At 70.9% G+C, this 12,872-nt stretch carries 7 protein-coding genes and 2 pseudogenes; 5 read left to right on the forward strand and 4 right to left on the reverse strand.

The features are described 5' to 3' along the window. Nucleotides 1-5: 5 nt before the first annotated feature. Entirely contained in the window at nt 6-356 is a 351-nt protein-coding gene (locus tag BBK82_RS19980) for a MerR family transcriptional regulator (RefSeq protein ID WP_065916355.1), read from the forward strand. Here the strand turns inward: BBK82_RS19980 and BBK82_RS19985 are convergent. Next, nucleotides 346-1,428: a mechanosensitive ion channel family protein gene (locus tag BBK82_RS19985; protein WP_065916356.1), complete on the reverse strand. Its 1,083-nt coding sequence runs from the start codon at nt 1,426-1,428 to the stop codon at nt 346-348. The genes BBK82_RS19980 and BBK82_RS19985 overlap by 11 nt on opposite strands. A gap of 945 nt (nt 1,429-2,373) precedes the next feature. Between BBK82_RS19985 and BBK82_RS19990 the strand changes: the two genes are divergently transcribed. Genes BBK82_RS19990 through BBK82_RS20005 form a run of 4 tightly spaced genes read left to right on the forward strand, consistent with a single transcriptional unit; the run spans nt 2,374 to nt 6,164 of the window. Continuing rightward, a complete protein-coding gene (locus tag BBK82_RS19990; RefSeq protein ID WP_065916357.1) occupies nt 2,374-3,381 on the forward strand; it encodes a protein kinase family protein in 1,008 nt (335 codons plus the stop codon). Between the two features lie 2 nt (nt 3,382-3,383). After that, a complete protein-coding gene (locus BBK82_RS19995) occupies nt 3,384-4,364 on the forward strand; it encodes a hypothetical protein (protein WP_065916358.1) in 981 nt (326 codons plus the stop codon). Further along, complete coding sequence (locus BBK82_RS20000; RefSeq protein WP_065916359.1) at nt 4,361-5,566, forward strand: adenylosuccinate synthetase; 1,206 nt, start codon at nt 4,361-4,363, stop codon at nt 5,564-5,566. The genes BBK82_RS19995 and BBK82_RS20000 overlap by 4 nt, the downstream gene beginning before the upstream one ends. After that, entirely contained in the window at nt 5,517-6,164 is a 648-nt protein-coding gene (locus BBK82_RS20005) for an NUDIX hydrolase (protein WP_065916360.1), read from the forward strand. Before BBK82_RS20000 ends, BBK82_RS20005 begins: the two co-directional genes overlap by 50 nt. Here the strand turns inward: BBK82_RS20005 and BBK82_RS20010 are convergent. From BBK82_RS20010 to BBK82_RS20020, 3 genes and pseudogenes are all read right to left on the reverse strand, one after another. Further along, nucleotides 6,139-7,338, reverse strand: a complete 1,200-nt coding sequence (locus tag BBK82_RS20010) for a M1 family metallopeptidase (protein WP_065916361.1) — start codon at nt 7,336-7,338, stop codon at nt 6,139-6,141. The genes BBK82_RS20005 and BBK82_RS20010 overlap by 26 nt on opposite strands. After that, nucleotides 7,335-11,071, reverse strand: a pseudogene (locus BBK82_RS20015) (Pls/PosA family non-ribosomal peptide synthetase). The gene BBK82_RS20010 and the pseudogene BBK82_RS20015 overlap by 4 nt, the downstream one beginning before the upstream one ends. A gap of 99 nt (nt 11,072-11,170) precedes the next feature. Beyond that, nucleotides 11,171-12,181, reverse strand: a pseudogene (locus tag BBK82_RS20020) (DUF4153 domain-containing protein); the annotation flags it as partial. Nucleotides 12,182-12,872 lie beyond the last annotated feature (691 nt).

Here is a 12,872-nt window from a genome sequence, read left to right on the forward strand (position 1 = left end):
AAGGTGTGTTGATCGGTGAACTGGCCGCCGAGTGCGGCGTCTCCACCCGCTCGGTCCGCCACTACGAGAAGTGCGGCCTCCTGGCCTCCGAGCGTTCCGCGAACGGCTACCGCGTGTACTCACCCGCCGACGCCGAGACCGTGCGCCGGATCAAGGCACTGCTCAACGTGGGCCTGCCCATCGCGACCATCGCCCTGCTGCTGCCGTGCGTCGTGGACGCCTCACCGCGCCTCGACCCGTGCGCGGACCTGATCGCCACCCTGCACGCCGAGGTGGCCCGCCTGGACTCCCAGGCCGCCGAGATCGCCCGCTGCCGCGGCCTCATCACCGGCATCCTGGAACGCTCTACGGCTTAGGCCCCGCAAACGCTTGCTCCCGCAGCGCCCCGTCCGCGCTCTCCCCGAACACCCGCGCGTCGGTGTGCTGGTCGCTCTGCGGCTGCACCCGCCTGACCGCGTTGACCGCCCGCGTGCGGACCTGCGGCAACGCGCTGTCGTGCTGCCTCTGCACCCAGTCGACCAGGTGCTCGCGCACCAGACACCGCAGGTCCCACAACTTGCCGGCGTCCGCCGCACTGACCAGCGCCCGCACCCGCACGAACCCCTGCGTCGCCTGCGTCACCTGCAACACCGACACCCGGCCGTCCCACAGGTCGCTGCCCTCCAGCATGGACCGCATCTCGTGCCGCATCGCCTCGACCGGCACCGTCCAGTCCAGATCCATCTCCACGGTGCCCAGCAACGCCGACTGCGTGCGCGTCCAGTTCTCAAAGGGCGTCTTCAGGAAGTACGACGTGGGCAACACCAACCGCCGGTCGTCCCACAGGTGCAGCACCACGTACGTCAGCGTGATGTCCTCGACCCGCCCCCACTCGCCTTCGACCACCACGACGTCATCCAGCCGCACCGCATCGCTGAACGCGATCTGCAACCCCGAAATCAGGTTGCCCAGCAACGACTGCGCCGAGAACGCCGCCACCGCACCGATCACCGCCGCACTGGCCAGCACCGTCGACCCAACAGCCCGCGCGCCGGGGAACGTCATCAGGATCGCGCCCACCGCCAGCACCCCGATGACCACCAGCACCAGCCGTCGCACCAAGGTCACCTGCGTGTGCACCCTGCGCGCGTGCCGGTTGTCCGTCACGTCGGTCCTGATGCGCGACAACGAAACGTCCACAAGCGTGCTGATGAGCGCCGACAACAACCACGCGCCCGCCAGGATCAACGCGATACCGAGCGCGTGCAGCGTGATCGGCGCGTCGACCGGGTACGCGCTGAGGCTTATCTGCGCGGCCAGCACGGCCGCGAACACCTGCCCTGGCCGGTACATCTTGCCGCTGTGGGTGAACCGGCGCACCAGCCGGTGGACCACCTCCACCACGAGCAGTGCGAAGACCACGGAACAGCCCAGAACGATGAACAGCACGTTTCCTCCCTCGGGTGACAGGTGTCCTGATCGGCGGGTGGGTGCGTCTGGTTTCCAAAAACCGCGTTGGCCACGGGGTTCGTCCGGAAGGGAGGGTGTCGGGCGTCCGCCAGGAAAGGAAGCGCGCGGGGGCGGGGCGCGGGTTTCGGTGTTTCTCGCGTGCTGCCCCGGCCCAGACTGTGAGGCCCCGTAACGCTGCCACGGCCTAGCGCGGCGCCCTGCCAGAGCCGAGTTCGGCCCGACCAACCCGGCCCCTGCCCACAGCCGAGCGCAGCGCCCTGCCAGAGCTGAGCCCGGCCTGACAAGCCCGGCCCCCGCCCACAGCCGGGCCCAACGCTCTGCCAGAGCCGAGCCCGGCGCTTTGGCCCGACAAGCCCGGTGTTTTGCCAGAGCCGAGCTCGGCGCCTCGGCCCGACAAGCGCGGTGCCCGGCCCACAGCCGAGCCGGCGCCGGCCCGACAAGCCCGGCGCCCGGTCGCAGCCGAACCCGACTGCTCGTCACGACGAGCCCGGCGCTCCGGCCACGGTCGAGACCGGCGTCCTGCCTCCGCTCAGCCCGGCGTTGTGCCGCAGCCGAGCCCGACGCCTCGCCACGACGGGCCCAGCGCCCTGGCCACGGCTGAGCCAGCGCCCTGCCAGAGCCGATCCCGGAACCTTGTCGGACAGGTCTGGCTCCCGCCCACAGTCCAGCCCGGCGTCCTGTCGCAACCGAGCCCGACGCCCCGGCCAGGGCGAGCCAGCGCCCTGCTAGAGCCGACCCAGCGCCTTCGTGCGACAGGCCCGGCCCCGCCTGCAGCCGAGCCCGGCGCCCCGGCCACAGCCGAGCCCGACTCCCCAGCACGGGCACCCAATCCCACGCACCCTTGGCCCGGACGCCCAGTGCAGCCTGCGTCACACCCCCAACCCATCATTGCAATCCCAGTTTGAGTCGCTTAGACTCAAACCCATGCTCACCACATCGGAGGCCCTGGACCTGGTGGAACGCGCCGCATCGCCCGAAGCCCTCTTCGGCCCGCGCACCACCGATCCCGCCAAGCGCAAGCAGGCCAAACGCCTGTACCACGCGCTGGCGACGGTCCTGCACCCCGACGTGGTCGGACCGGACCACCCACGCGCCCACGCCGCGGCCTCCAAACTCACGAGCCTGCACCACAGCTGGAGCCACAGCGCGCGCGTCGAGCTGAAAACAAAGACCGGCGTCTACCGCATCGGCAAACCGTTCGCCGTCGGCAGCGTCGCCAACCTGTACGAGGCCGACGGCCCGCACGTGGTCAAGGTCGTGCGCAACCCCGCGCTCAACCCGTTGCTGCACAGCGAATGGGAGGCGTTGCGGCGGCTCGAGCGCTTCACCGACCACCACCCGTGGCTGCGCCCCTTCTACCCGCGGCTGCTCGACACGTCGGGCGACGTCGCCAAGGGATCGCGCGCCTTCACGGTGCTCGACCCGTTGACCGAAGGCTTCGTGACCCTCGAAGAGATCCGCACCGCATACCCGCGGGGACTCGACGGCCGCGACTACGCGTGGATGCACCGCCGGCTGCTCAAAGCACTCGCCGGCGCGCACCAGATCGGCCTCGTCCACGGTGCCGTCACCGCCGACAACGTCCTGGTCCACCCGGAACAGCACGGGATCGTGCTCGTCGGCTGGTCGTTCGCGGTGGAGACCGGGCAACGGCTCCTCGCGAGCAACCGCACGACCACCTATCCACCGGAAGTGCAGAACAGCGAACCGGTCACGGCGGCCACCGACGTCCACATGGCACACCAGCTGATGCGAAACATGCTGCACCACGACGAAACCCGGCAGCGAGCCTTCGCGTCAGGGTGCATGCAGGACCGCCCGTCGGCCAGGCCGGACGCGGCCGACCTGCTGGCCGAGTACGACGAACTGCTCGAAGACCTCTACGGGCCACGGGTTTTCCGCCCGTTCGCCCTCCCCACGACAGGAGAATGACCATGGGACACGGCAAGTGGGACGACAACGCCTACGCGGCGGCCAAGACCTTTCGCGCCGCCAAGGGGATCGCTGACTTCGGCTACACCGCCTCGATCAAGTCACAGCCGCGCGACAACTGGAAGGCCGCGAAAGCCCTTGACCCGTTCAAGGTCGCCCTCCGCGAGTGCCGCGACTCGCCCGACCACGCCGACTCGACACCGATCGCGGTGCTCTTCGACGTGACCGGCTCGATGGGCAGCGTGCCGCGGATCATGCAGGGCAAGCTCGGCAAGTTGCACGGGCTGTTGCAGCGCAAGGGGTATCTCGCCGACCCGCAGCTGATGTTCGGTGGTATCGGTGACGCGGACAGCGACCGGGTGCCGTTGCAGGTTGGGCAGTTCGAGTCGGACAACCGCATGGACGAGCAGTTGCGCGACATCTTCCTCGAAGGCAACGGCGGCGGGCAGAAGAGCGAGTCGTACGAGCTCGCGGCGTACTTCGTCGCGCGGCACGTGGTCACCGACGCGTGGCAGAAGCGCGGCCGCAAGGGGTACCTGTTCATCATCGGCGACGAGCTGAACAAGCCGCGGCTGGAGGCACGGCACATCCGCCGCGTCATCGGCGACGACGTCAACCAGGACATCGACCCCGTGTCGGTGTACCGGGAGCTCGCCAAGAAGTGGAACGTCTACTTCATCCTGCCCAACCAGTCGTCGTACTTCCACGACGACGCCATCGCCGAGCACTGGCGGGCGATCCTCGGGCAGAACTTCCTCAAGCTCGACGACCCCGGCGCGGTGTGCGAGCTGATCGCCGCCACGATCGGGATGGAGGAGCAGGTGGTCGACCTCGACCAGGCGCTGGTCGACCTCGCCGAGATCGGGTCGGTCGCCGAGAGCAGGTCGGTCGGCAAGGCGCTGGTCGCGGTCGGCGCCGCGGCACGACCCGCCACCGCCGCCCCGCTGGCCATCGACGGCCCCGACGACGTGACGCTGACGTGAGCGACCACGTGATCGTCGTCGGGCTGGGGTTCGGCGACGAGGGCAAGGGGGCCGTCGTCGACGCCCTGTGCGCGGACGGGTCGGTGGACAAGGTCGTGCGGTTCAACGGGGGAGCGCAGGCCGCGCACAACGTCGTCGTCGGCGACCGGCACCACACGTTCAGCCAGTTCGGGTCCGGCACGCTCGCGGGCGTGCCGACCTGGCTGTCCCGGTACGTGCTCGTCGAACCGATCGCGTTGGCGACCGAGTCGCGTGAGCTGGAGGCCATCGGCGTCACCGATCCGCTGTCGATGATGTCGATCGACGCGCGGGCGCTGCTCACCACGCCGATCCACGTCGCGGCCAACCGGGCCAGGGAGAGGGCCAGGGGCGCCGACCGGCACGGCTCGTGCGGCAAGGGCATCGGCGAAACCGCCTGGTACGGGCTGCTCGCCGGCAGGAAGGCGGGCGAGCTGGTCGAGGGACAACGGGTGCTCGGCGAACCGGGCCCCGCCCCGACCGTCGGCGACTGCCTGAACCCGAGAGCCGCAAGGCACAAGCTGGACGCGCTCGCCAGGTTCTACGAGCCGCTGATCGGCGACGGGACGAACGTCGACGAGCTCGTCGCGCTCTACCGCTCCTTCGCCGACGCCGTGCGGATCACGACCGGCGACGAGCTCGACGGACGAGTCGTCTTCGAAGGCGCACAAGGCGTTCTGCTCGACGAGACCTACGGCTTCCACCCGCACACGACGTGGTCCACCGTCACGCCGCGCAACGCGAAGCACCTGCTCAACGGCCGGAAAGCCCGCGTGCTCGGCGTGACCAGGACCTACCAGACCCGGCACGGCGCCGGCCCGCTGCCGACGGAGGACCAGGCCGTCCTCGACCGGTTCCCGGAGCGGCACAACGGCACGGGGGAGTTCCAGGGCGCCTGGCGCGCCGGTCACCTGGACGCCCAGCTGCTGCAGTACTCCGTGAGGTGCTGCGGAGGCGTCGACGGCCTGGCCGTGACGCACCTGGACGCCGACGGCCTCAAGGTCGCCACCGGCAACGGCCTGGAGGACCTGCCCGATCCGGTGGCCTACCTGGAGGACCTGCTCGGCGTCGAGGTGCTCGTCACCGGGGCGGGCCCGGCCAGGGCGGACTACGCGGTGCGGGAGAATCCACGCCATGATCGAGTCGACGCTGGTGTCGGTGGACGTGATCGCGCTGCGGTTTGACCCGGACGCCCGCGCGGTGCTCCTGGGGGTGGCACCGCGCGCGCACGAGCCGTTCGCGGGCGAGCTCGCCCTGCCCGGTGTCCTGCTGGGCAGGGGCGAGCGCCTGCGGGACGCGACCACCAGGGCCGTCACCGGCAAGCTGGGCCTCGCCGAGAAGTCGATCACGGCGACCGGCCAGCTCGCCACGTTCGACGAACCCTCGCGGGACCCGCGCGGCCCGACCCTGTCGATCGCGCTGTGGGCCACGACCACCCGCCCCGGCGAGAACGGGCACCTGACCTGGGCCAGGCTGGACGACGTGCCCGCGCTGGCGTTCGACCACAACAGGATCGTCGCCGACTGCCGCCCGCTGCTCGCGGACAAGCTCTGGCGCGACGTGCGGTTCACCGCGGGCCTGCTCGGTCGCGAGTTCACGACGGCGCAGGCACTGGACGTGACCGAGTCGCTGACCGGCGACCGCCCCTACCCGGCCAACCTGGGCCGCACGATGGACCGCGTGCCCGGCCTGGAACGCACCACCCAGCACGCCTCGGCGCTGCCCAAGGGCGGCCGTCCGCCGCTGGTGTGGCGGTTCACCGCAGGGGCAGCTCCGGCTTGAACAGCCAGCGGGTGAGCAGGTCGCGATGCCCGGCGAGCGCCAGGAAGTCCTCCGTCGTCACCACACCGTGCCGGTTGCGCGCACACCACTCCCGCAGCAACGCGAAGAACGAGTCGTCGCCCATCTCGCGGCGCAGCGCGTGCACCGTCACCGCGCCGCGCTTGTAGACCCTGTCGTCGAACCAGTCGGCGCGCGGTGGCCGCCCGATCACCAGGTTCTGCGGCCGCCGGCGCAACAGGTCCAGTGCCGCGGCCGCACACGCGTCCGCCGACCGGCCGCCGGAAGCCTCCGACCACAGCCACTCCGAGTAGGAGGCGAAGCCCTCGTTCAGCCAGATGTGCTCCCAGGCGGCGATCCCGACCGAGTTGCCGAACCACTGGTGCGCCAGCTCGTGTGCCACCAGGCGTTCCGAGCCGCGGCGGCCGTCCACGTGGTTCGCGCCGAACGTCGACAACCCCTGCGCCTCAACGGGAACGTCGAGCACGTCGTCGGTCACCACGACCGAGTACCTGGTGAACGGGTACGGGCCGAACAGCGACGAGAACAGCTCGATCATCTGGTCCTGCCGCGCGAAGTCGTGCGCCACCAACCGTTGCAGCCGTGCCGGTGCCCACACGTCCGGCAGCGCCTCGACGTACTGTCCGATCTGGACGGTCGCGAGGTAGGCGGCCATCGGCGCGGCCATCGAGTACGTCCAGCGCGTGGTGCTGCCGGAGACCTTGCCGTCGACCAGCACCCCGTTGCACACCACGGTGTACGGCGACGGCGCGGTCACCTCCAGGTGGTAGGAGGCCTTCGCCGACGGGTCGTCCAGGCACGGGAACCACGACGGCGCACCGATCGGTTGCGAGGCCACGATCGAGCCGTCCGTCAGCTCGTCCCAGCCCAGGTCGCCCCACTCCGGCGTCGAGATCGGCCGGGGCGTGCCCGAGTAGCGGACCTCGACCGAGAACGCGCCGCGCACGGCCGCGCGCACGTTCAGCACCCCGCCGGCGTGCCCGTAGCGCGCCGGTCTGCCGTTCACCAGCACCTTCGAGACCCGCAACGGTCCGAAGGAGAGCGAGAACGACGACAGCGAGGTGCAGGAAGCCTGCAGCACCGCGCGCCCGGAAAGGCGCGCGGAGTGCGGCTTGTAGTCCAGCTCTAGCGCGTAATGGTGTACGGAGAAGCTCATGTCCACGCGGAGATCGGGTTGCCCAGCCAACGGGTTCCCGACGGTACATCCTCTCCGCGCATGACCAGCGAGGCGGGTCCGATCGTCGTGTGCGCGCCGACGGACGCACCGGGCAGCACGATGCCGTGCGGGCCCAAAGTGGATCCGGCGCCCAGCTCCACCCGGTCCATCCGCAGGATGCGGTCGTGGAACAGGTGCGTCTGCACGACGCAGCCGCGGTTCACCGTCGCACCCGCGCCCAGCGACACCAGGTCCGCCTCGGGCAGCCAGTACGACTCGCACCACACGCCACGGCCGACCGACGCGCCCAGCGAGCGCAGCCACAGGTTCATCAGCGGCGTGCCACCGGAGAACCCGATCAGCCACGGCACCGCGAGCACCTCGACGAACGTGTCCGCCAGCTCGTTGCGCCACACGAACACCGACCACAGCGGGTACTCGCGGACCTTGAACCGCCCGACCAGCACCCACTTCGCGACGGCGGCCACCACGCACGCGGCGACACCGGCGGCCAGCAGCACCACACCGGCCCACCACAGGCCGAACGCCTTCAGCGCGAAGAACACCAGCACGACCAGCGCGACGTTCAGCATGACCGGGACGAACCGGAACAGCTCCACGACCGCGCGCGCCCACAGCAGGTGCGCCGGCGGGTCGTACGTGCGCGAGTCGTCCGACGCGGCGGCCGTGCGCGGCAGCTTCATCGGCGGCATGCCCAGGTACGAGGACCCGGCCTTGGCGCGCTTCGGCGCCGCGGACAGCACGCCGACCAGCCCGCCCTTCGGCACCGTGCGACCTGGCGCGGTCATGCCCGAGTTGCCCAGGAACGCCCGCTTGCCGACGCGTGCCGTCGCGATCCGCAGCCAGCCGCCGCCGAGCTCGTACGACGCGACCATCGTGTCGTCGGCCAGGAACGCGCCGTCGCCGACACGGGTCATCTTCGGCAGCGCGACCACGGTCGACGCCTCGACCCGGCGGCCCACCTTCATGCCGAGCAGCCGCAGCCACACCGGCGTGAACAGCGACGCGTACAGCGGGAACAGCGCCGAGCGCGCGTTGTTCATCAACCGCTCGGTCGTCCACGCCTGCCACGCCACCCGGCTGTGCACGGGGTAGTGGCCCTCACGCATGCCCACGCCCAGCAGGCGCACGGCGACGAGCACCAGCAACGCGTAGGAGCCGAACCAGATCACCGAGGCGACCGGCACGTCCCACAGCGCTGAGGCCAGCGTCACCGGCCGGCGCAGCACGTACAGCACCGCGGGAGCCGCCGCCAGCAGCGGCAACGCGCCCAGCAGGCCGGACGAGACGCCGTACATCAGGTTCCAGAAGCGCGACCGCTCCGGCCGGCGCGACGGGAACGAACGCGCCGCCTTGCCCTCGCGGATCGCGGGAACACCGGCCCAGCGCTGGCCGGTCGGCACCGAGCCGCGGACCCCGGAACCGGGCGCGACCTCGGCCTTCTTGCCGATCCGCGCGCCGGGGAACAGGGTGCTGCGCGCACCCACGGTCGCGCCCGCGCCGATCCGGATGCGGCCGATGCGCAGCCGGTCGCCGTCCAGCCACCAGCCGGACAGGTCGACCTCGGGTTCGACCGCGGCACCGCGCCCGACCTTCAGCATGCCCGTGACCGGCGGCAACGAGTGCAGGTCGACACCGGGGCCGATCTTCGCGCCCAGCGCCCGCGCGTAGTGCGTGACCCACGAGCCGGACAGCTCGGTGGCCCGCGACATCTGCGCGAGCATCTCGGCGGTCCACAGTCGCAAGTGGACGGACCCGCCACGCGGGTACTCGCCGGGCTTCACACCGCGCAGCAGCAGCCGCGCGCCACCGGCGGAGATCGCCAGGCGGCCGGCGGGGCTCAGGAACGCGACGGCGCCCGCCGCGACCCACCACCACGACACGGAGGTCCAGCCCAGCACGTTCGACAGCGCCGTCAACGCCACGACCCAGCGCGCGCCGGAGATCGTGAGCAGCGGGATCATCAGCAGCGTCTGCACGACGCCGGTCCAGCGCGGCGTCGGCGCCACCTCGCGCACCTCGGCCGTCTCGCCGTAGGACTCCAGCCGCCGCGCCAGCTTGTACAACGTCGGGTTCTGGTAGATGTCCTGGACCGACGTGCTCGGGTACCGCGTGCGGATCAGCGAGACCAGCTGTGCGGCACCCAGCGAGCTGCCGCCGGACGAGAAGAAGTTCGCGCCTTCGGACGCGGGTCCGGAACCCAGCACGGCGGCCCACTGCTCCGCGAGCCAGCCTTCGAGACCGGAGAACACCACGCCCGCGGTGTCCATCGACTCCAGCGGCCACGGCAGCGCGGCGCGGTCGACCTTGCCGGACGTGCGCGTCGGCAGGGTGTCGACCACCGCGATCAACGGCACCAGCGCGGCCGGCAGTTCGGCGCGCAGCTGCTCGACCGCGGCTTCCTGGTCGAACTCGCCGTCCGTGACGACGTAGCCCACGAGGATCTGGTTGCCACCGCGCGTCGTGCGCACGGCAGCGGCGGCACCGGCGATGCCCGGCAGCGCCGCGAGTGCCGCGTCGACCTCACCCAGCTCGATGCGCCGGCCGCCGAGCTTGATCTGCTCGTCCGCGCGGCCGAGGAAGATCAGGCCTTCCGGCTCGGCGCGGACCATGTCACCGCTGCGGTACGCGCGTTCCCAGCCCATCGAGGGCAGCGGCGCGTACTTCTGCGCGTCCTTCTCGGCGTCCAGGTAGCGCGCCAGGCCGACGCCGCCGATGACCAGCTCGCCGGACTCGCCCATCGGCACGACCTCGCCCCGCGGGTCGACGACGACGAGCTCCCAGCCGTCCAGCGGCAGGCCGATGCGCACGGGACCCTCGCCGGTCATCCGCGCGGCACACGCCACGACGGTCGCTTCGGTGGGCCCGTAGGTGTTCCAGACCTCACGGCCGTCGACCGCGAGCCGTTCGGCCAGCTCCGGCGGGCAGGCCTCGCCGCCGAAGATCAGCAGCCGCACGTCGTCGAGCGCCTCGACCGGCCACAGCGCGGCCAGCGTCGGCACCGTCGACACGACGGTGATCTCCTGCTCGACCAGCCACGGGCCGAGGTCCATCCCGGTGCGCACCAACGACCGCGGCGCGGGCACCAGGCAGGCGCCGTAGCGCCACGCTAGCCACATCTCCTCGCAGGAGGCGTCGAACGCGACCGAAAGCCCCGCGAGCACGCGGTCCTCCGGCCCGATCGGCTCGTCCTGCAGGAACAGCCGCGCCTCGGCGTCCACGAACGCGGCGGCGTTGCGTGCGTCACGGCGACGCCCTTGGGCTTGCCGGTGGAACCGGACGTGAAGATGATCCACGCGTCGTTGTCCAGACCGGGCTCGCCGAGCATGCCCAGCGGAGTTCCATGCAGCGCAAGGGATCGGCCTTCCCCGAGCACCGCACTGACCTGTGCCTCACCGAAAACGAGCTCGGCGCGTTCGTCGGGGTCCTCGAAGTCGACCGGCACGTACGCCGCGCCCGCCGCGAGGGTGGCGAGGATCGACACGTACAGGTCGACGGTGCCGGACGGCACGCGGATGCCGACCCGGTCACCGGCGCCGACGCCCTCGGCGGCGAGCTTTTCCTTGAGCTCCAGCACTTCTGTGATCAGCGCGCGGTAGGTGAGTGCGGTGGTGCCGTCGTCGACGGCCAGCGCGTCCGGGTGCAGCTCGGCACTCGTGCGCAGGATGTCCAGCAGTGTGCGCGGTTCGGGCGCATCCCCTGCGGTGAACATCGATCGAAGGACAACGGGTTCGGCCGCAACGGTCACGACAGCGTCACTTCTCACCCTCTCGGCAACTGGTGGACCCGCAACTTTACCTCTGGTTAACAACTACCGTTCGCTGGAGTAAGGCGACTCACAGGTGCGGTCGGTCACCGTCACCCCTTCGAGTGACCTGCGAGCGTTGTGGCGAGCCAGGTTCCACTCCCGCCAGTCGGCCTCCGCGGTCGGCGTCCTGAGGTACTGGAGCGCGCAGTCCCTTTCCTCCGCGGGCAATCGCAGCAACGCCGGTACGGCGTCCTCCGACAACGTCGACAGGTAGTACGTGTCGATCTTCTGCGTGGCCTCGAAGCGACTCACGTTGTACTCGGCCACCACCCGCTCCGGGTCCGCCACCGCGACCGCGAGGAAGAACGCCGCCCCGGTCCCGACCACCGCCCGCGGCAACCAGTTGGCGCGCAACGTGATCCCGCTCGCGATCACCATCAGGTACACCACGCCGAGCCAGATCTCGCACGCCGCCACGAGCAACCGCAGCACCGTCCACCCGTACGCCTGCTGGTAGAACCACATGCGGCTCAACGCACTCGCCACGATCACCAGCGTCAGCACCGCCAACGCCCCGAGCAGAACCCGCAACCACAACTGTTCCCTCGCCGTTTGCTTCACCGCGAACCGCGCCACCCCGGCGATGACGGCCAGCGTCAGGATCGTCACCCACAGCAGCTGCCAGAACCCTGACCGCGCGTACTCCGCGAACGTCACCCCCGCCGTCCGCATCACATAAGCCTCACCACCGAACAAAACCGCGACCTGCGTCCCCACGAACCCGGTGAACAGCACCACAAGCGCCCCCACCGGCAACCCGTAGTCCTTGAGCCGCAACGTCCCCGGCCGGCTCTCCGCGTCCTCGCCGATCTGCGGAGGCGCCGCCACCAGATAACATGCCCCAACCGCGCCGAACGCCGCAATGGCCCCGTACAACCCCATGCGCACGTACTCGCCGACCTCCCAGTCGGGCACCAGGCTCTCCAGGAAGTCGTTGAACCCCTTGTCCGCCCCGGCCAGCAACGACCCGAACACCACCAGCAGCACGACCGCCACCGCAACGGAGACGACGGCGAACCTTCGGCCGCGCGGCCGGTGCGCGCCACCAGGTGAGGATCGGGCTCGGGGCCGATGAGATGACCGGGCCGGCGAGGCGAGGGGCGGGTGGCCGCCAGGAGGCCGGAGGGTGGGGCCTGGGGTTCGGCGAGGGAGGTCTTCACGCCCGCGCTCGCTGCCTCGGGCTTCACGCCCACGCTCGCTGCCTCGGGCTTCTCACCCACGCTCGCTGCCTCGGGCTTCTCACTCACGCTCGCTGGCTGCGGCTTCGCGCCCGCGTCGCCTGCCTGCGGCTCCGCGTCAATGTCGCCTGCCTGCGGCTTCTCGCTCGCGGCCGGATCTTGTCGGACCCCCTGAGTAGGGTGAGATGCAGGGGTTCCCAGCTCGGGGGTACCCCTGCGTGAGCCTGCCTCAGCGTCGGCGACCACCTGCTCGCCACCTTCACCCGCGCCCGCCGCTGCACCCACGTCCGTGCCCGCCGCGCCCACCGGTTCCTCAACCTCGACCGGCCCATCACTCTCCGGCTCGGCCGGCTTCTCCGCAGCTCGCGGCCGGTACCCCACCTTCCGCAGATTCCGATAAGGCCGCCTCCCACCCCGAGCCGAAGGCCCCTCGGACGAGTCGGACGATCGCGTCGAGTCAGTCATTTCCCTCTCCCAAGCCCCAGAAAAAGGGCGCGCTCCACCGTCACACCCAGCACACAAACCAA

Source organism: Lentzea guizhouensis (genome assembly GCF_001701025.1).
GTDB lineage: Bacteria > Actinomycetota > Actinomycetes > Mycobacteriales > Pseudonocardiaceae > Lentzea > Lentzea guizhouensis.